Origin of the sequence: Shinella zoogloeoides (genome assembly GCF_020883495.1) — a bacterium.
Taxonomy (GTDB): domain Bacteria; phylum Pseudomonadota; class Alphaproteobacteria; order Rhizobiales; family Rhizobiaceae; genus Shinella; species Shinella zoogloeoides.
On sequence record NZ_CP086610.1, the window covers coordinates 756,516 to 778,894 of the forward strand.

The window sequence follows — 22,379 nt, forward strand, 5'->3', positions numbered from 1 at the left end:
ACAAGAATAAGGGTTCCCGGTTGTAGCGGAACGGTACGGGGCGCTTCCTTAAAATTGCATTTATAAGCGACTGAAATACTTGTGCTTATGTCGCCTGTCTCGATCCCGCGCGCGACAATCCGGGGGATGATGCCGCCCCATGCCTTGATTCGAGGGGGCTTTGCGTCCATCCATTCCACTCTTCATCGCGCGACGGGCGAATTTCGCCATATTTGGGGGGCATCTGACATGGCCAGCAAAAAGACTGATTCATTCCCAGGGGTTCGCAAGATGCGGTTGCTCATCGCTGCACTGATGGCCACGGCTGTCTTCCTTTCGCCGCTCGCCGCGTCCGCCGAAAGCGCGGATGTCGAAGCGGTGATCACCAATGTCGACACGACCAATCTCAGCCTCTCGCTCGATGACGGCAAGAAGTACCAGGCGCCGGAAGAGTTCAATTTTGAAGGTCTGGAGCCGGGCGTGAAGGTGCTGGTCTTCTATACCGAGGTCGACGGCAAGCGCGTCATCAACGACCTCGAAGTCCTCCAGTAAGAACCGGCGGTTTCCGTCAGAGCCAGTGCATGCCGGCGCCGTCCAGCCGCAGGATACGGTCCTGGTGGATCGGCGTGTTGGCCGCCTCTTCCTCATCCATGCCATTCAGCCGGAAGGCCGCGCGGAAAACGCCGCCATGGCTGACGCAGACCGTCGGCCGCGTCGTGTCGCGCAGGAACGAGCCGATGCGCCAGCAGAGGATTTCGTAGCTTTCGGCGGCCTCGCCCGGCGGGATGAAGTTCCACTTGGCCTGGGCGCGCTCTTCCACGCGCTCGGGGGTCTCCACCTTGAGTTCCGCGAGCGTATGACCTTCCCAGTCGCCGAAGGAGACTTCGACGAGGCGCGGATCGGTGCGGTAGGCGAGGGGAGGAAGGCCCATGGCGCGGCGCAGGATTTCCATCGTCTCGCGCGTGCGCCCGAGCGGGCTTGCCACGAAGTCGAAATCGGAAACGGTGTCGCCAAGAATGCCCTTGAGGGCGTGGCCGTTACCGGCCGCCTGGCTGCGGCCGGTGTCGTTCAGCGGAATGTCCTTCTGGCCCTGCAGTCTGCCCTCTGCATTCCACGCGGTCTGGCCGTGTCGGATCATGTAGATGAGCAAGGCGGGTCCCTGAAGTTCGTCAGTCCTTGATGACGGAAATGTCCGGCGCGTCCACGGCCTTCATGCCGATGACGTGGTAGCCGCTGTCGGCATGGTGCGTCTCGCCCGTGACGGAGCGCGACAGGTCCGACAGGAGGTAGAGGCCGACATCGCCCACCTCCTCGATGGTGACGGTACGGCGCAGCGGCGCGTTGTACTCGTTCCACTTGAGGATATAGCGGAAGTCGCCGATGCCGGAGGCGGCCAGCGTCTTGATCGGGCCGGCCGAGATGGCGTTGACGCGGATGTTCTTCGGGCCGAGGTCGACGGCGAGGTACTTCACGCTCGCCTCGAGCGCGGCCTTGGCGACGCCCATGACGTTGTAGTTCGGCATGACCTTTTCCGCGCCGTAGTAGGTCAGCGTCAGCATCGCGCCGCCGTCGGTCATCAGCTTTTCCGCGCGCCGGGCGACCGACGTGAAGGAATAGACCGAAATCTGCATCGTCTTGGCGAAGTTGCCGGGCGTCGTGTCGACATAGCGGCCCGTCAGCTCGTCCTTGTCGGAGAAGCCGATGGCATGAACGATGAAATCGATCTTGCCCCACATCTTCTCGACATTGTCGAAGACCGCATCGATGGACGCTTCGTCGGAGACGTCGCAGTCGCCGGCCAGCACGGCGCCGATTTCGGCCGCCAGCGGCTCCACGCGCTTCTTCAGCGCTTCGCCCTGATAGGTGAAGGCGATCTCGCCGCCCTGCGCGTGGATGGCCTTCGCAATGCCCCAGGCGATGGAACGATTGTTTGCGACGCCCATGATGACGCCGCGCTTGCCCTTCATCAGACCGGATGCCTGAACCATGGTTTGCCCCCTGATACCTAGAGCACTTCCGCAAAGGCCGGAAACGGCCTCGCAATCGGAACTGCATGAAACAAGTCGGGATTGCCTATGGCATAGCCCGCAATGCGGTTCAAGCGCGCGCAGCTTCAGGAACTGTTAGCATTCGTAACAATGGGTGCATGTTTCACCCGGGCGTCATACAATCGATTAAAGATAAAGCCCTTCGCGCTGCGAGCGCATCAGGTCGATCATCCTGGCATCCGGCTTTTCCCACAGGAGAAGGCGGATTTCCGCGATCAGGTCGCCGCGCTCGCCGTTCTCCTTCGTCAGGCCCTCGCCCTCGATGCGGATCGTCTGGTCGGAACCGGACCAGGCCGGCACGGTGACGGAGAGGGGACCGGCCGGTCCTTCGATCGTCGTCTCGCAGCCGAGCACAGCGTTCTCGATCGTCACCGGCAGGTCGACCTTCAGATCGAAGCCGTCGACGCGGAAGCGGCCGGGCGCGACGCGCACGGTGACGACGGCGTCGCCGCGCTTGAGATTGTCGATGCGGTATCCCGCTTCCTTGAGGCGGATCACCTGGCCGTCGGTCGTGCCCGCGCCGATCGGCACGCGGATCGTCTGGCCCTCGGGCGTCTCGATGGTCGGCCGCACCCGGTTCAGGATGTCCTCGACCGTCACCGTGATCTCGGTCGCAAGATCCGGGGCCTTCTCGACCTTGGCGCGGCTGCCGCGGATGCGGCGGATGATGGCGGAGATGAGCGCTGAGGCCGGCGCGCTGGCCCGGGCCGACGCGGTCTCCTCGGATACCGGGTCCTCGACGGCCTTGCGGGCGTCCTGGGCGGGGGCGGCGCTCGCTTGAGCCTGTGTCTGCGCTTGGGCCTGGGCCTGAGCCTGAGCCTGAGCCTGCGGCTGGGGGCGGGCCTGCGGCTTCGCATCGGCCTGCTGGCCGCGGGAATCGACGCCGAAGATGCGGGCGATCATGTCCTCGGCGTCTTCGCCGGACATGCGCGGGGCCTCGGCCCTCGCCTTGCGCTCGGCCTGCTGGCGGCGCATCTGCTCCATGCGGCGTAGCTCTGCCTCGCGCTGCTGGCGGTCGTAGCGGCTGCGCTTGTCCGGGTCGCGCAGGAGATCGTAGGCGCGGCCGGCCTCGGTGAAGCGCACGGTCGCGAGCGGGTCGTCGTGATTCTGGTCGGGATGCACGGCTTTCGCCAGCGAGCGCCAGGCGGCCTTGATTTCCTCCTGCCCCGCATTTTTCTTCACGCCGAGAACCGCATAGGGATCACGCATAACTTCCACCCGTTTCCGTTTCGCCGGCCATGGTATCGATGAACGTCCTAACCGGCGGTTACGGGTCAGGGTTGAGAAAGTGCAAACGCGCCTGAAAAGGGCTCATCCCTGCCGGTCGAAGGCGAGCAGAAGCCATTCGCCGGTATTGCCCATGCAGGTGCGTCCGGTGAAGCTGGCGATACCCTGGTAGGAGTGCTTGGTGGTCACGAAATCCCGGCAGGTGCGGCCCGCGCCGTCCTGGTTTTCCGCGATGCTGCTGATCACGCCGGCGCTGCCCGAGGCGGAGTTCGCCCAGGGAATGGGGTTGCCGCCCGCCCGCGCGAGATCGGCCGAGGACACAGCGTTGCGCACGGTGATCTCGTCGGTCAGACGGTCCGTGTTGCCGTTCGGCACGGTATTGGTGCGCACCGTCGTGTCGACGTTGCTGTCGGAGGAGAACAGGTCAAGACCGCTCATGCAGCCGGAAAGCACGACGCCGGACATCATGACGGCGAGGAACCCCAGGCGGCGCGTCCAGTTTGGCTTTGTCTCCGGTCGCGTCTTTGTTATGTCTTTCAACCAGACTGCCTCATACAGCTAGATAGATCGGCATTGATTCAAATATGAGCGAGAATGCGTTAACAAGCGGTGACTTCACCGAGGAAAACGAACCCTACGCCCTGTTCGGAAGCTGGCTCGATGACGCCGGTAAATCCGAGCCCAATGATCCCAACGCGCTGGCGCTCGCCACCGTCGACGAGACGGGGCTGCCCAATGTGCGCATGGTTCTCCTGAAGGGTTTCGACGAGCGGGGCTTCGTGTTCTACACGAATTTCGAGAGCCGGAAGGGCGTGGAAATCCTTGGCGCGTGCAAGGCGGCGATGTGCTTCCACTGGAAGTCGCTGCGCCGGCAGGTGCGCATTCGCGGCGATATCGAGATCGTCACGGATGCCGAGGCCGACGAATATTACGCCTCGCGCCCGCGCGGCAGCCGCATCGGCGCCTGGGCCTCGAAACAGTCGCGGCCGCTGGAAAGCCGCTTCGCGCTGGAAAAGGCGGTCGCCGAATACACGGCCCGCTACGCCATCGGCGACATTCCTCGCCCGGCCCATTGGTCCGGCTTCCGCCTGAAGCCCGTCTCCATCGAGTTCTGGCACGACCGCCCCTTCCGCCTGCACGACCGCGTGGAATTCCGCCGCGCGGAAGACGGCAGGGGGTGGGAGAAGGTGCGGATGTATCCGTAAATCAAGGGTATGGCAGGGGGCGAAAGCCCCCGACCTATCGCCGCATCAGGCGGAACGGGATGCCCGAGGCGAGCGCCCCGACATATTTGGGCTTCTGGTAAAGCCCGTTGAGCGAGATGCGCGGCAGGGCGGTCGGCGCGTCGAAGGAGCGGGGCAGGATCGTGCCCGGCTCCGTGGTCACGGCGACGCGGAAGCCCAGTTCCCGCGCAAGGCGGTGCTCGCGGGGCGAGACGGCGGCGCGGTCGCCATAGGGATAGGCGAAGGTTTCCGGGCGCTGGCCGGTAATGGCGGCGATGCGCTCGGCCGACTGGTCCATCTCCCGGCGGGCCTCCTCATCGGAAAGGCGGGCGAGCGCGCGGTGGCTCACCGTATGGCCGCCGATGGAGGCGAGGGGGTTGAGCACGAGGCTCTTCAGCTCCGGCTCGCGCATGACGAGCCGTTCGGTGATCGTCAGCGGATCGATGCCGTGCGCCTTCGCCGCCGTGTCGAGGCGCGCGATGGCGGCGGCCTCGTCCATGTCCGACTGGATGAAGCGGACGAAGCGGTTGTAGGCCGCCTGTTTCTGGAAGGGCGTGGCGAGCGGCAGGATGACCGGCCCGGAGCCGAAGTCGAATTCCAGATGTGGGACGGCGCGCAGCAGGTCCGTCAGCGTTTCCCACCAGATGCCGTGCGTCTTGCCGGCTAGGCCGGGCGCGACGAAGACGGTGAACGGCACCTTGTGGCGGGTGAAGACCGGCTGGGCATGCACCGCGTTGTTGCGGTAGCCGTCGTCGAGCGTGAAGGCGGCGAAGCGCTCGCCGGCACGGGCGATGGCGAGGCGCGCCGGCATGTCGGCCAGCGCCACGAACTGGTAGCCCTCGTCCTTCAGGTGTTCGATCGCCGCGTCCAGGAAGTCCGGCGTGATCTCCAGATGCGCGTTGGGATCGAAGGCCTGCGGCGTTCTCGGCCGTACGTGGTGTAGCGTGAAGATCGCGCCCATGCCGCGCGCCGAGGCCATCAGCCCGGCGCGCCCGGCCAGATGCGCGAACTCCAGCCCGCCGGTGATCACGGCGCGCTTCAGCCCTTGTCGCATGACGCTGCGGATCGGCATGTCGTCTTCGTCTTCCTGCATGGTTTCTCGCGGCCGTTATCGCACCCGGATGGTATCCGAGGCGTTAACGACGGCTTTCCTGTGGCAGGGCGGGAAGGGCGGTCAGGCCTTCGTGCCGCCGACGGTGATCTGGTCCATGCGCAGGTGCGGCTGGCCGACGCCGACCGGCACCCACTGGCCGGCCTTGCCGCAATTGCCGATGCCCGTGTCGAGCTTCGTGTCGTTGCCGATCATCGAGACGCGGCGCATGGCGTCCGGCCCGTTGCCGATCAGCATGGCGCCCTTGACCGGGGCCGTCACCTTGCCGTTCTCGATGAGATAGGCTTCCGTGCAGCCGAAGACGAACTTGCCGGAGGTGATATCCACCTGCCCGCCGCCGAAGGAGACGGCATAGAGGCCGTTCTTTACCGAGGCGATGATCTCCTCCGGCGTCCTGTCGCCGGAGAGCATGTAGGTGTTCGTCATGCGCGGCATGGGGCGGTGGGCATAGCCCTGACGGCGGCCGTTGCCGGTCGCCTTCATGCCCATCAGGCGGGCGTTCTGCCGGTCCTGCATGTAGCCGACCAGCCTGCCGTCCTCGATCAGCACGTTGTAGGCCGAGGGCGTGCCCTCGTCGTCGACGGTGATGGAGCCGCGGCGATTGTCGATCGTGCCGTCGTCGACCACGGTGACGCCCCGGGCCGCCACCTGTTCGCCCATCAGCCCGGCGAAGGCCGAGGTCTTCTTGCGGTTGAAATCGCCTTCGAGGCCATGGCCCACGGCCTCGTGCAGCATCACGCCGGGCCAGCCGTTGGAGAGCACGATGTCCATCGTGCCCGCCGGCGCCTCGACGGCTTCCAGATTGACGAGCGCCTGGCGCAGCGCCTCGTCGGCGCCCGCCCGCCAGCTTTCCCCGGTCAGGAAGGCGTCGAAGGTCGTGCGCCCGCCGACACCGTAGCTGCCGGTCTCCTGCCGGTCGCCCTGGCCGGCCACGACGGAAATGTTGATGCGCGTCATCGGCCGCACGTCCGTGACGCGGTGGCCATCGGCGCGCAGGATGTTGACGACCTGCCAGCTTGCGGCAACGGACGCCGTGACCTGCCGCACCTTCGGGTCCTTGTCGCGCAGATAGGCGTCGATCTCGGTCAAGAGCGCCACCTTCTCCTCGAAGGTCGGCGCGCCGATCGGGTTGTCCTCGGAGTAAAGCCGCCGGTTGGTGCCGACGGGGGCATCGGCATAGTCGCCGGCATGGCCGCGCGTCACCGCGCCGGCCGCATCCGCCGCGCGCTTCAGCGCGGCAAGGGTCATCTCGCCGGAATGGGCGTAGCCCACCGCCTCGCCCGCGACGGCGCGAAGGCCGAAGCCCTGGTCGGTGTTGAAGCTGCCGCCCTTGAGGCGGCCGTTGTCGAAGGAAAGCGACTCGGCCTGCGCGTGTTCCAGAAACAGCTCGCCGTCATCCGCGCTCTTCAGCGTATCCCGCAACACCGCCTGAACGGACGCCTCGTCGGCGTCGAAGAGGGAGAGAAGGTCGGTGTTCATGGCAGGCTCCGGGCAAGAAGGGGAAGCGCTTGCGCATCGCTTGGGGCGAAGGCGCTCCGGTCAGGTCTCTCTTCATGTAGAGACGGGAGGAGGGGACGGCAAGTTTGGACTTGCGTATCGCGGGAAAACTTGACGCTCTCCCGCTTGCGCACTATGTTACATGTAACGATATCGGAGGGCTTGTCGATGCCGAAGGCTGTCAACGAAAGAGTGCAGAAGCGCCGGGACGCGTTGCGTGCGAACGGCTTGCGGCCGGTGCAGATGTGGTTGCCCGATACGCGCCGCGGCGGCTTTGCGGAGGAATGCGCGCGGCAGGCGCGGATAATCGCCGCGGCCGAGGTGGACGACCGCGATCTCGACGGCCTGCTGGATGCCGCCTTCCTCGATCTTGTCGGCTCCGATACGTGAAGCGCGGCGATCTCGTCACCGTCGCAATCCCGGGGGATTTCGGAAAGCCGCGCCCGGCGCTGATCATCCAGTCGGACCTGTTTTCGGAGGCGGCGACGGTGACGGTCCTGCTCGTTTCCGGCACTTATCAGGATGCGCCGCTGCTGCGTATCCCCGTCGAGCCGGACGCGCTGAATGGCCTCAAGAAATCGTCGCAGGTCATGGTCGATAAGGCCATGACGATCCGGCGCGAAAAGATCGGCGAGACCATCGGCCGGCTCGATGCAGAGACCATGGCGTCGGTTTCCCGCAGTCTCGCGCTTTTCCTGGGATTTGCCTGAGAGGTCCGTTACGGCAGCGCGTCGTAGCCTTCGCCGAAGCCCTTGAGGTCGACGGGGATGCCGATGCCTTCCTCGGGCGACTGGAAGACGATGAAGGTGGCCGTCGCGCCGGAGCGGAAGGTCTTCAGCAGTTCTTCCTCCAGCACGACTTCCGCATAGCAGCCGTCGGAGAAGCAGCGCACGAAATAGGCGCGGCCGATATCCTTGCCGTCGACATTGAGGCCGAGGCCGTTCGGCAGCAGCACGCCGAGCGGGGCGAGCACGCGCAGGATCTTCGCCTTGCGGTCGGCGGTCTTCAGCACCACGACCGACAGGCCCAGCTCCGGCCGGTCCTCGGCAAGCACGTTCTGCATCAGGGCGCATTGTTCGCCGGACGCGCCGGCCGGCTGGTCGCAGACGATGGACCATGCGCCGTGGTTGGATTTCACCGTGCCGGGCTGCTGTGCCGCCGCAAGGGACGGAAGCGCTGCGGCGCCAAATCCCAGGACGGCAGCGCCGAGTGCCGCCCGGGACAGCCGGGAAAGGGAAGCAAAACCCATGAAAACCTCGGAATCTCGAATCAGTCGCGGTATCTTTGAATAGGCGGGGGCTAAATGAAAAGCCCCGGGCGCTCATTTCCGATTGATTGAAGGCGGAAATTGGACCGTGGGCCGCATGTGGCGATACATTATAAATAGGGACCGGCAGGGAACGCCGGCAAGGCGCGCTGCGCGCATGGCCGAGAAGGCCGGGCGGCAGGGCAGGGGCGGGCAAGGCTCCCGCGGCCAAACCTTTCATGCTATAGGCAATTATGAAGAAACTGTGGGGATAGGCCCCGAGCCTTTGCGTTTGCGCAAAAATGCCGCACGGGGTGCCGCCCATGGCGGTTGCGGCGAGCATGAAACTGTGATTTTAAGCACTCAGTATAGCAGGGATTCTGCGCATCTGTTTGATCCCGATCAAACGCCTTGGGGAGACATGTTGTGAAAAACAAAGCTTTTGCAGTTCTGGCCGCCATCGGCTGTCTGCTCTTTGCTTCGACCGCCTTCGCTGACCAGCCGGTCGAGTGGCAGAGGGGCCTCCAGCCCGCTGCGACCTCGATCATGGAAGAGATCCGGTGGTTCGAGCAGTACACACTCTGGTTCATCGTACCGGTCACCCTGTTCGTTCTCGTCCTGCTGATCATCGTCGTCGTGCGGTTCCGCGAACGCGCGAACCCGGTTCCGTCCAAGACCAGCCACAACACCCTCATCGAAATCATCTGGACGCTCGGTCCGGTCCTGATTCTCCTTGCTCTCGCCATCCCGTCCTTCCAGCTCCTCACCAAGCAGCTTGCGCCGACCGAAGAGCCGGAACTGACGATCAAGGCCACCGGCTACCAGTGGTACTGGGGCTATGAGTATCAGGTCGGCGAAGCGCCGCTCTCCTTCGATAGCCTGCTCCTGCAGGATGCGGACCGCGCCGCCGCCGGCAAGGAAGACAAGGCTGTCTATCCGCGCCTTCTGACCGTCGACAACGAACTCGTCGTTCCGGTCGGCAAGCATGTTCGCCTCCTCGTCACCGCCGCCGACGTGATCCACGCCTTCGCGATGCCGTCCTTCGGCATCAAGATCGACGCCGTTCCGGGCCGCCTGAACGAGACCTGGTTCCGCGCCGACCGCGAAGGCCTGTTCTACGGCCAGTGTTCCGAGCTGTGCGGCAAGGACCATGCGTTCATGCCGATCGCCATCCGCGTCGTCTCGCAGGAAAAGTACGATACCTGGCTTGCTGCCGCCGCGACCAATCTCGGCGATGCAAACAAGGCCCTGATGGCGTCGGTCGACGGTGCGGCTAAGTCCGTAGACGTCGCCCAGAACGCCGCGCAGTAATACCTAGGGAGTCAGACCATGGCCGGAACATCCGCTGCCCACGGCGATCACCACGATCACCACGAACACAAGCCGCTTACCTTCTTCCAGCGTTGGTTCCTCTCGACCAACCACAAGGACATCGGCACCCTCTACCTCATCTTCGCTATCTGTGCGGGTCTCATCGGCGGTACGCTGTCGGTGGTCATGCGCATGGAACTACAGGAGCCGGGCATCCAGATCTTCCACGGTCTCGCCCAGATGGTCTACGGCTTCGAGGGCGACGCCGCCATCGACGGCGGTAAGCACATGTTCAACGTCTTCACGACGGCCCATGCGCTCATCATGATCTTCTTCATGGTCATGCCGGCCCTCATCGGCGGCTTCGCCAACTGGATGGTTCCGATCATGATCGGCGCGCCGGACATGGCGTTCCCGCGCATGAACAACATCTCCTTCTGGCTGATCATCCCGGCCTTCCTGCTCGTGCTTCTCTCGATGTTCGTCGAAGGCCCGGCAGGCGCCTATGGCGCGGGCGGCGGCTGGACGATCTATCCGCCATTCTCGACCGCGGGCCAGCCCGGCCCGGCCATGGACTTCGTGATCCTCGGCCTGCACATCGCCGGCGCATCCTCGATCCTCGGCGCGATCAACTTCATCACCACGATCCTGAACATGCGCGCTCCGGGCATGACGCTGCACAAGATGCCGCTCTTCGCCTGGTCGGTTCTGATCACCGCCTTCCTGCTCTTGCTCTCGCTGCCGGTTCTGGCAGGCGGCATCACCATGCTGCTGACGGACCGCAACTTCGGCACGGCCTTCTTCGCGCCGGAAAACGGCGGTGACCCGATCCTCTTCCAGCACCTGTTCTGGTTCTTCGGTCACCCGGAAGTGTACATCCTGATCCTGCCCGGCTTCGGCATCATCAGCCACATCGTGTCCACCTTCTCGCGCAAGCCGATCTTCGGCTACCTCGGCATGGCCTACGCCATGGTCGCCATCGGCGCCGTCGGCTTCGTCGTGTGGGCGCACCACATGTACACGGTCGGCATGTCGCTCGACACGCAGCGCTACTTCGTGTTCGCCACGATGGTCATCGCCATCCCGACGGGTATCAAGATCTTCTCGTGGATCGCGACGATGTGGGGCGGCTCCATCCGCTTCACGACCCCGATGGTCTGGGCGATCGGCTTCATCTTCCTGTTCACCGTCGGCGGCGTTACGGGCGTCCAGCTCGCCAATGCCGGCCTCGACCGCGCCCTGCACGACACCTACTACGTGGTTGCCCACTTCCACTACGTTCTGTCGCTCGGCGCCGTCTTCGCCATCTTCGCGGCCTGGTACTACTGGTTCCCGAAGATGACCGGCTACATGTACTCCGAGTTCATCGGCAAGCTGCACTTCTGGGTCATGTTCGTCGGCGTGAACCTGATCTTCTTCCCGCAGCACTTCCTCGGCCTTGCCGGCATGCCGCGCCGCTACATCGACTATCCGGACGCATTCGCCGGCTGGAACGCTGTATCGTCCTACGGCTCCTACATCTCGGCCGTCGCTGTCCTGATCTTCCTCTTCGGCGTCTTCGAAGCCTTCGCCAAGAAGCGCGTCGCCGGCGACAATCCGTGGGGCGAGGGTGCCAACACCCTGGAATGGCAGCTCTCTTCGCCGCCGCCGTTCCACCAGTGGGAACAGCTCCCGAAGATCAAGTAAGATCATCGAATACGGGGCCGCCGGCGACGGCGGCTCCACTTCTGGAGTTTGTCAGGGAAAAGTGGGAACCGCTTTTTCCGAAAAGACAAACGAAAACAAAGAAATCCAGAGTTCTATCCGGTTCGGTTTGAACCGGATAGAACTCTGGGAAGGCTGGGCGAACCCGGCCAAACACGACGGAAACAACATGGCGGTCATCGAGCATCACGAAACGGTCCCGGGCGGCGGCGAGGTCTACCTCTCCGAAGCGTCGCCGCGTGATTTCTTCGAGCTTCTGAAGCCGCGCGTCATGTCGCTCGTCGTCTTCACGGCCTTTGCCGGCCTCGTCGTCGCGCCCGGAACGATCAACCCGTTCATCGGCGCCATCGCGATCCTCTGTATCGCCGTGGGCGCCGGTGCATCCGGTGCCCTGAACATGTGGTACGACGCCGATATCGATGCGGTCATGACCCGCACCGCCAAGCGTCCCATTCCCTCCGGCCGCATCCGCCCGGAAGAAGCGCTCGCCTTCGGCCTGACGCTCTCCGCCTTCTCGGTCGTGATCCTCGGTCTTGCGGTCAATTGGCTCTCCGCCGGCCTGCTCGCCTTCACCATCTTCTTCTACGCCGTCATCTATACGATGTGGCTGAAGCGCTCGACGCCGCAGAACATCGTCATCGGTGGCGCGGCCGGCGCTTTCCCGCCCATGATCGGCTGGGCCTGCGTTACCGGCGGCGTCTCCATCGAGAGCGTCGTGCTCTTCCTCATCACCTTCCTGTGGACCCCGGCGCATTTCTGGGCGCTCGCGCTCTTCAAGATGCGCGATTACGACGCCGTCGGCGTGCCGATGCTGCCGAACGTCTCGGGTGAAGCCACCACCAAGGTGCAGATCCTCATCTACGCCGTGCTGACCGCCCTCATCGCCGTCGTGCCGACCGTCCTCGGTTTCGCCAGCTTCGGTTACGGTCTCTTTGCCGCAGCGCTCGGCCTCGGCTTCGTGTGGTATTCCATCGGCGTGTTGCGCATGCCGGAGGGTGACCGCGCGATGGTGCCGGCCAAGAAGCTCTTCGCCTTCTCCATCGTCTATCTGTTCGCGATCTTCTCCGGGCTGATGCTCGACCACCTGATCGCATCATTCGGATGGGTACTGTAATGGAAACGGTAAATCTCACGGAAAGCCAGAAGAAGGCCCGTCGCGGCCGCAACATCGCGCTCGGCGCGGTGCTGCTGGGCCTCGTCGTGCTCTTCTACGTCGTCACGCTCGTCAAGTTCTCCAACGGAATGGCGGGCTGAGCATGAGCGGGACTGAAAAGACCGAGAAGAGCAGGCTGGGCAACGGCACCATCGTCGCCCTGTGCTGCGCCTTCGTCATCGGCATGGTCGGCATGGCCTATGCCGCCGTGCCGCTCTACGAAATGTTCTGCAAGGTCACGGGCTACGGCGGCACGACGCAGCGCGTCGAGCAGGCCTCCGACGTCATTCTCGACCGCAAGATCAAGGTGCGCTTCGACGCCAATGTCGGCCCGGGCCTGCCCTGGACCTTCGAGCCGGTGCAGCGCGAGATCGAGATCCGGATCGGCGAGACCGTTCAGGTCCACTACAAGGCGCGCAACAACGCCTCCACGCCGACGACCGGGCAGGCGACGTTCAACGTCACGCCTCAGGCCGCCGGCGCCTATTTCAACAAGGTCCAGTGCTTCTGCTTCACCGAAACGACGCTGAAGCCGGGCGAGGAAATGGAAATGCCCGTCGTCTTCTTCGTCGATCCCGCGATCGTCGAGCCGGTCGAGACGAAGGGCATTCACACGATCACGCTGTCCTACACCTTCTATCCGCATGAGGCGTCGAAGCCGGTGGCTTCGGCTGCGGATGGGAAGGCGGACGACGCGAACAAACTTTGAAAGACATGCGTTTCCGGCTATGCCGGGAACTGAACGCGATACATTGGGGATAAGTCACATGGCCGATGCGCACCAGAAGAAACACGATTACCACATCATCGACCCCAGCCCGTGGCCGTTGCTCGCCTCCATCGGCGCCTTCGTCCTGGCGTTCGGCGGCATCGGCTACATGCGCTGGCTGTCGGGCGGTACGTTCCACCTGTTCGGCCTCAACGTCGCTACGCCGTGGATCTTCTTCATCGGTCTCGTGATCACGCTCTACACCATGTACGCCTGGTGGGCGGACACGGTGAAGGAAGCCCATGAGGGCCACCATACGCGCGTCGTCTCGCTGCACCTGCGCTACGGCATGATCATGTTCATCGCTTCGGAAGTGATGTTCTTCGTCGCCTGGTTCTGGGCCTTCTTCGACGCCAGCCTCTTCCCGGGCGAAGCCATCCAGGCCGCCCGCGTGGCGCATACGGGTGGCGTCTGGCCGCCGAAGGGCATCGAGGTTCTCGATCCCTGGCACCTGCCGCTCTACAATACGATCATCCTGCTGCTTTCGGGCACCTGCGTGACCTGGGCGCACCACGCCCTGCTGCACAACGACCGCAAGGGCCTCGTCAACGGCCTCGCGCTCACCGTCGCCCTCGGCATCCTGTTCTCCTTCGTGCAGGGCTACGAATACGCGCACGCTCCGTTCGCCTTCAAGGACTCGATCTACGGCGCGACCTTCTTCATGGCGACCGGCTTCCACGGCTTCCACGTTCTGGTCGGCACGATCTTCCTGATCGTCTGCCTCGTGCGCGCCCTGCGCGGCGACTTCACGCCCAAGCAGCACTTCGGCTTCGAGGCCGCCGCCTGGTACTGGCACTTCGTCGACGTCGTCTGGCTCTTCCTCTTCTTCTCCATCTACATCTGGGGTGGCTGGGGCGCGCCGGTTCACGGCTGATCCTTCAGGATACGATTTCGAGACGGCCGCAGCGATGCGGCCGTTTTTCTTTGGGCGTCTTTGTCGCGGCCTTTCGGTTGGACGAGGGCCGGGGCGGCGATGTATAGCTGCAGCGATACCTTTCACGGAATGCGATCATGGATGACGACAAGGCCCTCTTCCCTCCCGTCGATCCCTTCGGCGCCGGTGCGCGGGGCTGCTGCCCGCGCTGCGGCCAGGGCAAGCTGTTCGATGGCATGCTGAAGGTGAAGCCGGCCTGCGCGAGCTGCGGGCTGGACTATTCCTTCGCCGATTCGGGGGACGGCCCGGTCGTCTTCGTGCTGCTCATCGTCGGCTTCGTCGTCGTCGGGGCGGCGCTGTGGCTGGAGGTGAATTACAGCCCGCCGCTCTGGCTGCATTTCCTCCTGTGGATTCCGGCCGTCATCGTGTTCGGCCTCGGGCTTATGCGCGTCCTCAAGGGCGTGCTGATCGCCCTGCAATACCGCAACAATGCCCGGCCGGGCGAAATCGACCGTGGCTGAGGCGCCCGCCAGCGAGCGGCCGCGTGCGGGCGGGGGCAGGGTGGCCGCTGCCGTGGTCGCCTTCATCCTTTCGCTCGCCATCCTGCTCTCGCTCGGCACATGGCAGGTGCAGCGCCTTCACTGGAAGGAACAGCTTCTGGCCGACATGGCCGCGCGGCGCGCGGCAGCGCCCGTCACGCTCGCCGCGATCGAGGCGATGGCGAAGAAGGGCGAGGATATCGACTATCGCCCCGTCACCGTCTCCGGCGTCTTCGCCAACAACAAGGAGCGCCATTTCTTCGCCACCTGGCGCGGCCAGACGGGCTATCACGTCTATACGCCGCTGCAGCTTGCCGATGGCCGCTTCCTCTTCGTCAACCGGGGTTTTACGCCCTACGAGGCGAAGGAACCGGAAATGCGCAAGCAGGGCCAGCTCACCGGCGAGCAGACCGTGACGGGCCTTGCCCGCGCCCGGCTTGCCGAAAAGCCGTCCTCCATCGTGCCGGAGAACGACCTTGCCAAGAACATCTTCTACTGGAAGGACCTCGACGCGATGGCCTCCAGCACCGGCATTCCCGCTGACCGGCTGGTGCCCTTCTTCGTCGATGCGGGCGATGCGCCGAACCCCAAGGGCCTGCCGATCGGCGCCGTCACCCAGTTCGACCTGCCGAACAACCACCTGCAATATGCCGTCACCTGGTACGGCCTTGCCGCGGCGCTGGTCGGCGTCGGCCTCTACGCGCTCTTGCGGCGAAAAGGTGATCGCCCGACGCCCTGAAATGCCGTAGGAAGAGGAAAGCTCCGGGGAGATCGGCATGCAGGCACTCGCAACCATACTCGTCGCGCTGGTCGCGCTCGAACACGTCTATATCCTCATCCTGGAAATGGTCCTCTGGACGACGCCGAAGGGCCGCAAGGCCTTCGGCATGACGCCGGAGCAGGCGGAAGCGACGAAGGTGCTCGCCGCCAACCAGGGCCTCTATAACGGCTTCCTCGCCGCCGGCCTCTTCTGGTCGCCGTCCATCCCGATCCGGCCTTCGCCTGGCAGATCAAATTGTTTTTCCTTGGCGCGGTCGTGGTCGCCGGCCTATATGGGGGCGCAACGGCCTCGCGGAAGATTTTCGTCATCCAGGCGCTTCCCGCGGCCATCGCCCTTGTCGCCGTCCTCATTGCCGGATAACCGATGCGCATGACTGAAACCCGACCGGATTTGACCATCAGGCTGTGCGGCCCGCGCGGCTTCTGCGCCGGCGTCGACCGCGCGATCCAGATCGTCGTGCTGGCGCTGAAGGCCTATGGCGCGCCGGTCTATGTACGCCACGAGATCGTGCATAATCGCTATGTGGTCGAGGGGCTGGAAGCCAAGGGCGCGATCTTCGTCGAGGAACTGCACGAAATTCCCGAGGCGCACCGCCAGCAGCCCGTCGTCTTCTCCGCCCATGGCGTGCCGAAGTCGGTTCCCGAGGATGCCGAAGCGCGCAACCTCTTCTATCTCGACGCGACCTGCCCGCTCGTCTCCAAGGTCCACAAGCAGGCGATGCGCCACCAGCGCCTTGGCCGCCATGTCGTCCTGATCGGCCATGCCGGCCACCCGGAGGTCATCGGCACGATGGGGCAACTGCCGGAAGGCTCCGTCGACCTGATCGAGACCGTCGAGGACGCCGACCGCTACACGCCGCCGGACCCGGACAATCTCGGCTTCGTCACCCAGACGACGCTCTCCGTGGACGATACGGCCGGCGTCATCAAGCGCCTGCACGAGCGCTTCCCGAATCTCACGGCCCCCGCCGCCGATTCCATCTGCTACGCCACGACAAACCGGCAGGAGGCCGTCAAGCAGGCCGCGCCCGGCTGCGACCTCTTCCTCATTGTCGGCGCACCCAACTCGTCCAACTCCAAGCGCCTCGTCGAAGTGGCGCTCAGGGCCGGCGCGGCGAAATCCGTGCTCGTCCAGCGCGCCTCCGAGATCGACTGGGAGACCATCGGCGACATCCGCACCGTCGGCCTCTCGGCCGGTGCGTCGGCACCCGAGGTCATCGTCAACGAGATCATCGAGGCGTTCCGCGCGCGCTACAATGCGGTGGTGGAGCTTGCCGATACGGTCGAGGAGAACGAGCACTTCCTCGTCAACCGCGAGCTGCGCAACATCGAGCTCACCTCCGCCGACATGGCCTTCGTGAATGGGGAGTGAGGCCGTGAACCGCGTTATCTGCGGCCCTGCCCCTCATCCCGCTGCCGCGACCTTCTCCCCGCAGGCGGGGAGAAGGGGCAGAACGGCGCGCCCATCGCTCCTCGCCCCGTTTACGGGGAGAGGATGCCGGCAGGCAGGTGAGGGGCGATGCACCGCACCAACCCGACCGACCGATCCAACCCATCAAGCCTGAGACCCGCCGTGGCCGTCTATACCGATATCACCGAAGACGATCTTTCCCGCTTCCTCACCGCCTATGACGCGGGCACGCTGCTCTCCTACAAGGGCATTGCCGAGGGCGTGGAGAATTCCAATTTCCTGCTGCACACCACGGCAGGCTCCTTCATCCTGACGCTCTACGAAAAGCGCGTCGATCCGGGCGACCTGCCGTTCTTCCTCGGCCTGATGCACCATCTGGCCGAACGGGGCCTTTCCTGCCCGCTGCCCCTGCCGCGCAACGACGGCGCGCTGCTCGGCGAACTTTCCGGCCGCCCGGCCGCCATGATCACCTTCCTCGAGGGCATGTGGCTGCGCAAACCGGCGGCGAAACATTGCCGCGAGGTCGGCCGCGCGCTGGCTGCGATGCATCTTGCCGGCGAAGGCTTCGGCATCACCCGCGCCAACGCGCTTTCCGTCGGCGGCTGGCGGCCGCTCTGGGACAAGTCCGCCGACCGCGCCGACGAGGTGGAAGCGGGCCTGCAGGACGAAATCGCCGGGGAACTCGCCTTCCTCGAAGCGCACTGGCCGAAGGACCTGCCGACAGGCGTCATCCACGCCGATCTCTTCCCCGACAACGTCTTTTTCATCGGCGACGAACTCTCGGGCCTGATCGACTTCTATTTCGCCTGCAACGATATCCTCGCCTATGACGTCGCCACCTGCCTCAATGCCTGGTGCTTCGAGAAGGACGGTTCGTATAACCTGACCAAGGGCATGGCGCTGCTCGAAGGCTACGAGAGCGTTCGCCCGCTGACGCCTGAAGAGGCGGCCGCGCTGCCGCTGCTGTCGCGCGGCTCGGCGATCCGCTTCTTCCTGACGCGGCTCTATGACTGGCTGATGACCCCGCCCGGCGCGCTGGTCGTCAAGAAGGACCCGCTGGAATATCTGCGCAAGCTGCGCTTCCACCGCCAGGTCGCCAACCCCGCGGAATACGGTCTTTCCCGATGAAGCATGTCGATATTTTCACGGACGGCGCCTGCTCGGGCAATCCCGGTCCCGGCGGCTGGGGCGCGGTGCTGCGCTATGGCGAGGTCGAGAAGGAAATGTCCGGCGGCGAGGCCGAGACCACAAACAACCGCATGGAACTGACGGCCGCGATGAGCGCGCTCACCGCGCTCAAGACGCCTTGCGAGGTCGATCTCTACACGGACTCGAAATACGTCATGGACGGCATTTCGAAATGGATTTTCGGCTGGAAGAAGAACGGCTGGAAGACGGCGGACAAGAAGCCGGTGAAGAACGGCGATCTCTGGCAGGCGCTCGATGCCGCGCGCCTGCGCCACAAGGTCGAATGGCACTGGGTCAAGGGCCATGCCGGCCACCCGGAAAACGAGCGCGCCGACGAACTGGCGCGCAAGGGCATGGCCCCGTTCAAGAAGGGCTGACGACCCTTCTCACACGCCCAGCAACATCTCCTTCAGCCCGTCGGCCGCCATCGCGACCTGTAGCGGGATGATATCGACCGTCGCAAGCCCGTGCTGCTGGAAGGGATCGGTCTTCAGAAGCGCCTCGACTGCTTCGAGGCTCTCGCCGCGCGTCACGATGACGCCGCCGGTTCGCGGCACGCGCCGGCCGGAGAGAAGGAAAGTGCCGTCCGCATAGTGCCGGCGCAGCCATTCGATATGGGTCTCGACATGGCGGTCGATTTCTTCGAGCGGCCGGACATAGGTGAGAATGGCGACATAGATCGGCGGCACGGCGCTCTCCACGGCGGGAAGCGGGCCACGGCGTTTCCGCCATGGCCCCGTTCGGCTCAAAGCTGCTCGATCATCGCCGCAGCGCCCGAAACGGTCGCCTGGCCCGGGCTTTCCTCGATGTTCAGCGTCTTCACCACCCCATTCTCGACGAGCATGGAATAGCGCTTGGAGCGCACGCCGAGCGTGCCGGCGGAAAGGTCGATCTCCATGCCGAGCGCCTTGGTGAAGGCGGCATCCCAGTCGGCGAGGAAGCGCAGCTTGCCCGCGCCGCCGGTCGAGGTCGCCCAGGCGCCCATGACGTGGTGGTCGTTGACGGCGACGACGGCGATGTCGTCCACGCCCCGCGCGAGGATCGCGTCGCGGTTTTCCAGATAGCCCGGCAGGTGGTTCAGCGAGCAGGTGGGCGTGAAGGCGCCCGGTACGGCGAAGAGCACGACGCGCCTGCCCTTGAAGAGATCGTCCGTCGAGATATCGACGGGGCCGTCCGGCGTGCGCTCCTTCAGCTTGAGGTCGGGCAGCTTGTCTCCAACGGCAATGGTCACGGCGTCTCTCCTGTGTCAGCGAAATGGCTTGCCGCGGCACTATAGGGGAGGGTCAGTCGATGGCAAGCGGGCTTTCCATCGTCCGGTCCCCGGCGCGTACGGTCAGCAGGATCGGGTCTTTTGCAAGGTCGAAGACCTTCGGCCTGTGCAACACCGGCACCTCGGCGACGAAGGCTTCGCCCTCGCGTCGGGCCGGGGCGGCCGCACCGAATTCGAAGCCCGATGTGCCGGAGAGGAAGACATCCGGCATCGCCCCGTCCGCCGGGGCCGCAAAGCGCACGGTCACGCTCTTGCCGTCCGCCGCCCAGCGGCCGTCGAGCGGCTTGAAGCCATCGCTCGCGCCCTGCGGCAGCGATGCCTCGGCAGCAGCGATCGCGGTCTCCTCGAGCGGGTTGGCGAAGCTCTCCCCGGAGGCGTCCACCGTCAGCTCCGCCTGTACGGGAATGCAGATATCCTTGCACACGCCGAGGAAGACGGTGGCGGAAATCGCCTCGCCCGTCGCCTTGCCGAGCGTGAGCGGCAGGCGCACGGGCTTGTCGTAGCCGATGTAATGCGTGGCCTCGTCGCCGAGCCGCTTGGGCGCGGGAAAGCCGGTGGAAAGAAGCTCCGCTCCGCTGACGGCGATGGACGGCGGGATGCCGCTGCCGCCCGGATCGCGCCAATAGGTCTTCCAGCCGTCATGCAGGCGGATATCCAGCATGGCGCGCACGGAGCCGTCGTCGCTCGCGGGAAGCGCCACGAGGCGCACATCTCCGCCCGGCGTCTCGACCCATTCGGAGGTCGCGGCGGCGGCTGCGGAATTGATGAAAAGCAATGCCAGGGCAGCGGTTTGCAGACGTTTCATGCCATCATGTCTACCGCCGGGCGTTGCCGCTTTCCAGCGGCAAGATCGCACGGGCCGATCATAAAAGCTTGATCGCCGGCCTTCGCGCCATAGCCGTTTCGCAGGGCCGGCCCGCCTCGCTCAGCGAAAAGAACGCTTTTCATTTGGCGGCGAATTGGTAGGCTATCTGCATTATGGCTATGTCGGTTCTGAAAAACAAACGAGAACGCGGCTTCCTTGACGGTCATTTCCTGATCGCCATGCCGGGCATGGCCGACGCCAATTTCGCCCGCACCGTCGTCTATATCTGCGCCCATTCGCAGGACGGAGCCATGGGCTTCGTCATCAACCGGCCGCAGCAGTTGAGCTTCTCCGACGTGCTGCTGCATCTCGACCTGCTCGGCGAGGACGAGGTGATCCGCCTGCCGGGCGCGACGCTCGATTTCCCCATCCGCTGCGGCGGGCCGGTGGAGAGCGGGCGCGGCTTCGTCCTGCATTCGGACGATTATCTTTCGGAATCGAGCATTCCCGTCAGCGACGACATCTGCCTGACCGCGACGCTCGATATAGTGCGCGCCATCTCCCGCGGGCGCGGCCCACAGCGCGGCCTCATGATGCTCGGTTATGCGGGCTGGGGCGCGGGGCAGATCGAGAATGAGATCGGCGCCAATGGCTGGCTGACCTGCCCGGCGCAGGAAGAGCTGATCTTCGACACCAATCTCGACAGCAAATATGAGCGCGCCCTTGGCCTGATGGGCATCACGCCCGCCATGCTGTCCCGCGAGGCCGGGCACGCCTGAGCGCAGTCTCCGATTTTCTCCCCGCATGCGGGAACTTGTGGCTCCGCGCGCCGTTGTGCGGGGGCGTCAACGACGGCGCCTTAACAAGGAGCATGACCGTGGGTAGCACGAGCGACAAGATCAAGGGCACGGCCAACGAACTGGCAGGCAAGGCCAAACAGGCCGCCGGCAAGGCCACCGACAGCCCGAAGCTTCGCGCCGAAGGCGCTGTTCAGGAAGCCAAGGGCAAGACCCAGAAGGCCGTCGGCAAGGCCAAGGATGCGGTGAAGAGCGCAATCGACCGGCTCTGAGCCGGCCGGGATGACCCTCCGTCATCCCGCCATCGTGAAAAGCGGATATCCGTATCGCCGACGGCAATACGGATATCCCGCCGAAGGTCACCGCATCACCCGGGAATGACATGAAGCTCTTCACCTGCGCCGCCTGCGGCCAGACGATCCATTTCGACAACCGCCTCTGCATACGTTGCGGCGCATCCCTCGGCTTCCGGGCCGAGGACGGGATGTTGCACGCGCTGACGCCGGAAGGCGAGGGGGGATGGAGGATCGTGCCGCAGGGTGGCCTCTATCGCTTCTGCGCGAATGCGGCGCACGATATCTGCAACTGGATCCTGCCGGCCGGCGACCCGCAGGTCTTCTGCGCGGTCTGCCGCCATAACCGCATCGTGCCGACCACCGATCCGAAGGGACTGGAGCGCTGGCGGCGCATCGGCGCCGCCCAGCGGCATCTTTTCTACTCCATCCTGCGCTGGCGCCTGCCGCATCCGACCCGCGAGGAGAACCCGGATGGCGGCCTCGTCTTCGATTTCCTGGCGGACGAACTGGATGCCGGCGGCAACGTCGTCGCCGCGGCGATGACCGGGCATGAGGACGGCCTGATCAGCCTGCGCGCGGCGGAAGCCGACGATGCGGTGCGCGAAAGCGTGCGCGTCTCCATGGGGGAACCCTACCGCACGCTGCTCGGCCATTTCCGCCACGAGATCGGGCATTTCTACTGGAAGGAACTCGTTCGCGACCCGGCCACGCTGGAGGAAGCCCGCCGCCTCTTCGGCGACGAGCGCGAGGACTATGCCGCCGCCCTCCGGCGCAACTACGAGGAGGGGCCGCCGGCGGACTGGCAGGACCGTTTCATCAGCACCTATGCAAGCTGCCATCCGGCCGAGGATTTCGCCGAATGCTGGGCGCATTTCCTTCACATCGTCGACACGCTGGAAACCGCCCGCGCCTTCGGCCTCAACACCGATCCGAAGGGTCACGAGGAACTCGAAGCCGAAGTCACCTTCGACCCCTACCACGCCCCGAATGCGGGCCGCCTCGTCGAAGCCTGGATTCCCCTCTCCGTCGCCATGAACGCCATCCAGCGCTCCATGGGCCAGCCCGACAGCTACCCCTTCCTCCTGCCGCCGCCGGTGGTGGAGAAGCTGGATTTCATCAACCGGCTGGTGCGCGGGGCAGGGAGCTAGCGG

28 protein-coding genes and 1 pseudogene are annotated in these 22,379 nt (G+C 64.9%); 19 read left to right on the forward strand and 10 right to left on the reverse strand.

The features are described 5' to 3' along the window. The first annotated feature begins 270 nt into the window (after window positions 1-270). Window positions 271-531 carry a DUF1344 domain-containing protein gene (locus K8M09_RS03700; RefSeq protein ID WP_160785465.1) on the forward strand — a complete coding sequence of 87 codons (261 nt, stop codon included), beginning with the start codon at window positions 271-273 and terminating at the stop codon, window positions 529-531. Between the two features lie 16 nt (window positions 532-547). On the opposite strand, the gene K8M09_RS03705 is transcribed toward K8M09_RS03700, so the two are convergent. The 4 genes from K8M09_RS03705 to K8M09_RS03720 form a co-directional block, all read right to left on the reverse strand. Then, window positions 548-1,129, reverse strand: a complete 582-nt coding sequence (locus K8M09_RS03705; RefSeq protein WP_160785466.1) for a histidine phosphatase family protein — start codon at window positions 1,127-1,129, stop codon at window positions 548-550. Window positions 1,130-1,148: 19 nt separating this feature from the next. Beyond that, window positions 1,149-1,967: an enoyl-ACP reductase FabI gene (fabI, locus tag K8M09_RS03710; protein ID WP_160785467.1), complete on the reverse strand. Its 819-nt coding sequence runs from the start codon at window positions 1,965-1,967 to the stop codon at window positions 1,149-1,151. Window positions 1,968-2,153: 186 nt separating this feature from the next. Beyond that, entirely contained in the window at window positions 2,154-3,236 is a 1,083-nt protein-coding gene (locus tag K8M09_RS03715; protein ID WP_160785468.1) for a DnaJ C-terminal domain-containing protein, read from the reverse strand. Window positions 3,237-3,338: 102 nt separating this feature from the next. Then, a complete protein-coding gene (locus K8M09_RS03720) occupies window positions 3,339-3,794 on the reverse strand; it encodes an RT0821/Lpp0805 family surface protein (RefSeq protein ID WP_229342139.1) in 456 nt (151 codons plus the stop codon). A 44-nt stretch (window positions 3,795-3,838) separates the two neighbouring features. Between K8M09_RS03720 and pdxH the strand changes: the two genes are divergently transcribed. Further along, window positions 3,839-4,459 carry a pyridoxamine 5'-phosphate oxidase gene (gene pdxH / locus K8M09_RS03725; protein ID WP_160785469.1) on the forward strand — a complete coding sequence of 207 codons (621 nt, stop codon included), beginning with the start codon at window positions 3,839-3,841 and terminating at the stop codon, window positions 4,457-4,459. A 34-nt stretch (window positions 4,460-4,493) separates the two neighbouring features. On the opposite strand, the gene K8M09_RS03730 is transcribed toward pdxH, so the two are convergent. Together K8M09_RS03730 and tldD are read right to left on the reverse strand one after the other, a co-directional pair. Then, window positions 4,494-5,570, reverse strand: a complete 1,077-nt coding sequence (locus tag K8M09_RS03730) for a polysaccharide deacetylase family protein (RefSeq protein WP_229342140.1) — start codon at window positions 5,568-5,570, stop codon at window positions 4,494-4,496. Between the two features lie 81 nt (window positions 5,571-5,651). Then, complete coding sequence (gene tldD, locus K8M09_RS03735) at window positions 5,652-7,067, reverse strand: metalloprotease TldD (RefSeq protein ID WP_160785470.1); 1,416 nt, start codon at window positions 7,065-7,067, stop codon at window positions 5,652-5,654. A gap of 186 nt (window positions 7,068-7,253) precedes the next feature. Between tldD and K8M09_RS03740 the strand changes: the two genes are divergently transcribed. Both K8M09_RS03740 and K8M09_RS03745 read left to right on the forward strand, forming a co-directional pair. Further along, window positions 7,254-7,475 carry an antitoxin MazE family protein gene (locus tag K8M09_RS03740; protein WP_160785471.1) on the forward strand — a complete coding sequence of 74 codons (222 nt, stop codon included), beginning with the start codon at window positions 7,254-7,256 and terminating at the stop codon, window positions 7,473-7,475. Next, window positions 7,472-7,795, forward strand: coding sequence for a type II toxin-antitoxin system PemK/MazF family toxin (locus K8M09_RS03745; RefSeq protein WP_160785472.1), 324 nt, complete (start codon window positions 7,472-7,474; stop codon window positions 7,793-7,795). The genes K8M09_RS03740 and K8M09_RS03745 overlap by 4 nt, the downstream gene beginning before the upstream one ends. A gap of 8 nt (window positions 7,796-7,803) precedes the next feature. Here the strand turns inward: K8M09_RS03745 and K8M09_RS03750 are convergent, their stop codons facing one another. Then, window positions 7,804-8,334: an invasion associated locus B family protein gene (locus K8M09_RS03750; protein WP_229342142.1), complete on the reverse strand. Its 531-nt coding sequence runs from the start codon at window positions 8,332-8,334 to the stop codon at window positions 7,804-7,806. A 423-nt stretch (window positions 8,335-8,757) separates the two neighbouring features. Between K8M09_RS03750 and coxB the strand changes: the two genes are divergently transcribed. The 12 genes and pseudogenes from coxB to rnhA all read left to right on the forward strand — a co-directional run bounded on the left by coxB (window position 8,758) and on the right by rnhA (window position 18,437). After that, entirely contained in the window at window positions 8,758-9,642 is an 885-nt protein-coding gene (gene coxB, locus K8M09_RS03755) for a cytochrome c oxidase subunit II (protein WP_160785473.1), read from the forward strand. A gap of 18 nt (window positions 9,643-9,660) precedes the next feature. After that, window positions 9,661-11,328: a cytochrome c oxidase subunit I gene (gene ctaD, locus K8M09_RS03760; RefSeq protein WP_160785474.1), complete on the forward strand. Its 1,668-nt coding sequence runs from the start codon at window positions 9,661-9,663 to the stop codon at window positions 11,326-11,328. A gap of 187 nt (window positions 11,329-11,515) precedes the next feature. Next, a complete protein-coding gene (locus tag K8M09_RS03765) occupies window positions 11,516-12,460 on the forward strand; it encodes a heme o synthase (protein WP_160785475.1) in 945 nt (314 codons plus the stop codon). Further along, window positions 12,460-12,600, forward strand: coding sequence for a hypothetical protein (locus K8M09_RS03770; RefSeq protein ID WP_170299444.1), 141 nt, complete (start codon window positions 12,460-12,462; stop codon window positions 12,598-12,600). Before K8M09_RS03765 ends, K8M09_RS03770 begins: the two co-directional genes overlap by 1 nt. A 2-nt stretch (window positions 12,601-12,602) precedes the next feature. Beyond that, on the forward strand, window positions 12,603-13,208 hold the full coding sequence (locus K8M09_RS03775; RefSeq protein ID WP_160785476.1) for a cytochrome c oxidase assembly protein: 606 nt from the start codon (window positions 12,603-12,605) through the stop codon (window positions 13,206-13,208). 58 nt (window positions 13,209-13,266) lie between these two features. Then, window positions 13,267-14,142, forward strand: coding sequence for a cytochrome c oxidase subunit 3 (locus tag K8M09_RS03780; RefSeq protein ID WP_160785477.1), 876 nt, complete (start codon window positions 13,267-13,269; stop codon window positions 14,140-14,142). 137 nt (window positions 14,143-14,279) lie between these two features. Further along, window positions 14,280-14,663 carry a DUF983 domain-containing protein gene (locus K8M09_RS03785; protein ID WP_160785478.1) on the forward strand — a complete coding sequence of 128 codons (384 nt, stop codon included), beginning with the start codon at window positions 14,280-14,282 and terminating at the stop codon, window positions 14,661-14,663. Beyond that, a complete protein-coding gene (locus K8M09_RS03790; protein WP_160785479.1) occupies window positions 14,632-15,420 on the forward strand; it encodes an SURF1 family protein in 789 nt (262 codons plus the stop codon). The genes K8M09_RS03785 and K8M09_RS03790 overlap by 32 nt, the downstream gene beginning before the upstream one ends. Before the next feature lie 37 nt (window positions 15,421-15,457). Next, window positions 15,458-15,822 (forward strand): annotated as a pseudogene (locus K8M09_RS03795) (DUF1304 domain-containing protein). A gap of 9 nt (window positions 15,823-15,831) precedes the next feature. After that, window positions 15,832-16,833 carry a 4-hydroxy-3-methylbut-2-enyl diphosphate reductase gene (ispH, locus tag K8M09_RS03800; RefSeq protein WP_380734544.1) on the forward strand — a complete coding sequence of 334 codons (1,002 nt, stop codon included), beginning with the start codon at window positions 15,832-15,834 and terminating at the stop codon, window positions 16,831-16,833. Window positions 16,834-17,034: 201 nt separating this feature from the next. Then, window positions 17,035-18,000 carry a homoserine kinase gene (locus K8M09_RS03805; RefSeq protein ID WP_160785684.1) on the forward strand — a complete coding sequence of 322 codons (966 nt, stop codon included), beginning with the start codon at window positions 17,035-17,037 and terminating at the stop codon, window positions 17,998-18,000. Next, window positions 17,997-18,437, forward strand: a complete 441-nt coding sequence (gene rnhA, locus K8M09_RS03810) for a ribonuclease HI (RefSeq protein WP_160785481.1) — start codon at window positions 17,997-17,999, stop codon at window positions 18,435-18,437. The genes K8M09_RS03805 and rnhA overlap by 4 nt, the downstream gene beginning before the upstream one ends. Before the next feature lie 9 nt (window positions 18,438-18,446). On the opposite strand, the gene K8M09_RS03815 is transcribed toward rnhA, so the two are convergent. From K8M09_RS03815 to K8M09_RS03825, 3 genes are all read right to left on the reverse strand, one after another. Then, a complete protein-coding gene (locus K8M09_RS03815; RefSeq protein ID WP_229342301.1) occupies window positions 18,447-18,740 on the reverse strand; it encodes a YciI family protein in 294 nt (97 codons plus the stop codon). A gap of 65 nt (window positions 18,741-18,805) precedes the next feature. Further along, the gene (locus K8M09_RS03820; RefSeq protein ID WP_160785483.1) at window positions 18,806-19,291 is read right to left on the reverse strand and encodes a peroxiredoxin; all 486 of its coding nucleotides are present in this window, start codon (window positions 19,289-19,291) and stop codon (window positions 18,806-18,808) included. Window positions 19,292-19,343: 52 nt separating this feature from the next. Then, window positions 19,344-20,135, reverse strand: coding sequence for a protein-disulfide reductase DsbD domain-containing protein (locus tag K8M09_RS03825; protein WP_160785484.1), 792 nt, complete (start codon window positions 20,133-20,135; stop codon window positions 19,344-19,346). A gap of 173 nt (window positions 20,136-20,308) precedes the next feature. Here K8M09_RS03825 and K8M09_RS03830 point away from each other — a divergent pair, with 173 nt between their 5' ends. From K8M09_RS03830 to K8M09_RS03840, 3 genes are all read left to right on the forward strand, one after another. Further along, window positions 20,309-20,914: a YqgE/AlgH family protein gene (locus K8M09_RS03830; protein WP_160785485.1), complete on the forward strand. Its 606-nt coding sequence runs from the start codon at window positions 20,309-20,311 to the stop codon at window positions 20,912-20,914. A 98-nt stretch (window positions 20,915-21,012) separates the two neighbouring features. Further along, window positions 21,013-21,204, forward strand: a complete 192-nt coding sequence (locus tag K8M09_RS03835; protein WP_160785486.1) for a CsbD family protein — start codon at window positions 21,013-21,015, stop codon at window positions 21,202-21,204. Between the two features lie 110 nt (window positions 21,205-21,314). Then, on the forward strand, window positions 21,315-22,376 hold the full coding sequence (locus K8M09_RS03840) for a zinc-binding metallopeptidase family protein (RefSeq protein ID WP_160785487.1): 1,062 nt from the start codon (window positions 21,315-21,317) through the stop codon (window positions 22,374-22,376). The last annotated feature ends 3 nt before the right edge of the window (window positions 22,377-22,379 follow it).

What these genes read in the sequence shown, in the direction of transcription:
- K8M09_RS03825 (WP_160785484.1), bottom strand. Translation starts at nt 20,135, where the DNA reads ATGAAACGTCTGCAAACCGCTGCCCTGGCATTGCTTTTCATCAATTCC.
- K8M09_RS03765 (WP_160785475.1), top strand. Translation starts at nt 11,516, where the DNA reads ATGGCGGTCATCGAGCATCACGAAACGGTCCCGGGCGGCGGCGAGGTC.
- tldD (WP_160785470.1), bottom strand. Translation starts at nt 7,067, where the DNA reads ATGAACACCGACCTTCTCTCCCTCTTCGACGCCGACGAGGCGTCCGTT.
- ctaD (WP_160785474.1), top strand. Translation starts at nt 9,661, where the DNA reads ATGGCCGGAACATCCGCTGCCCACGGCGATCACCACGATCACCACGAA.
- K8M09_RS03770 (WP_170299444.1), top strand. Translation starts at nt 12,460, where the DNA reads ATGGAAACGGTAAATCTCACGGAAAGCCAGAAGAAGGCCCGTCGCGGC.
- K8M09_RS03740 (WP_160785471.1), top strand. Translation starts at nt 7,254, where the DNA reads ATGCCGAAGGCTGTCAACGAAAGAGTGCAGAAGCGCCGGGACGCGTTG.
- K8M09_RS03840 (WP_160785487.1), top strand. Translation starts at nt 21,315, where the DNA reads ATGAAGCTCTTCACCTGCGCCGCCTGCGGCCAGACGATCCATTTCGAC.
- K8M09_RS03715 (WP_160785468.1), bottom strand. Translation starts at nt 3,236, where the DNA reads ATGCGTGATCCCTATGCGGTTCTCGGCGTGAAGAAAAATGCGGGGCAG.
- K8M09_RS03775 (WP_160785476.1), top strand. Translation starts at nt 12,603, where the DNA reads ATGAGCGGGACTGAAAAGACCGAGAAGAGCAGGCTGGGCAACGGCACC.
- K8M09_RS03785 (WP_160785478.1), top strand. Translation starts at nt 14,280, where the DNA reads ATGGATGACGACAAGGCCCTCTTCCCTCCCGTCGATCCCTTCGGCGCC.
- ispH (WP_380734544.1), top strand. Translation starts at nt 15,832, where the DNA reads ATGACTGAAACCCGACCGGATTTGACCATCAGGCTGTGCGGCCCGCGC.
- fabI (WP_160785467.1), bottom strand. Translation starts at nt 1,967, where the DNA reads ATGGTTCAGGCATCCGGTCTGATGAAGGGCAAGCGCGGCGTCATCATG.
- K8M09_RS03700 (WP_160785465.1), top strand. Translation starts at nt 271, where the DNA reads ATGCGGTTGCTCATCGCTGCACTGATGGCCACGGCTGTCTTCCTTTCG.
- K8M09_RS03780 (WP_160785477.1), top strand. Translation starts at nt 13,267, where the DNA reads ATGGCCGATGCGCACCAGAAGAAACACGATTACCACATCATCGACCCC.
- K8M09_RS03790 (WP_160785479.1), top strand. Translation starts at nt 14,632, where the DNA reads ATGCCCGGCCGGGCGAAATCGACCGTGGCTGAGGCGCCCGCCAGCGAG.
- K8M09_RS03730 (WP_229342140.1), bottom strand. Translation starts at nt 5,570, where the DNA reads ATGCAGGAAGACGAAGACGACATGCCGATCCGCAGCGTCATGCGACAA.
- pdxH (WP_160785469.1), top strand. Translation starts at nt 3,839, where the DNA reads ATGAGCGAGAATGCGTTAACAAGCGGTGACTTCACCGAGGAAAACGAA.
- rnhA (WP_160785481.1), top strand. Translation starts at nt 17,997, where the DNA reads ATGAAGCATGTCGATATTTTCACGGACGGCGCCTGCTCGGGCAATCCC.
- K8M09_RS03750 (WP_229342142.1), bottom strand. Translation starts at nt 8,334, where the DNA reads ATGGGTTTTGCTTCCCTTTCCCGGCTGTCCCGGGCGGCACTCGGCGCT.
- K8M09_RS03830 (WP_160785485.1), top strand. Translation starts at nt 20,309, where the DNA reads ATGGCTATGTCGGTTCTGAAAAACAAACGAGAACGCGGCTTCCTTGAC.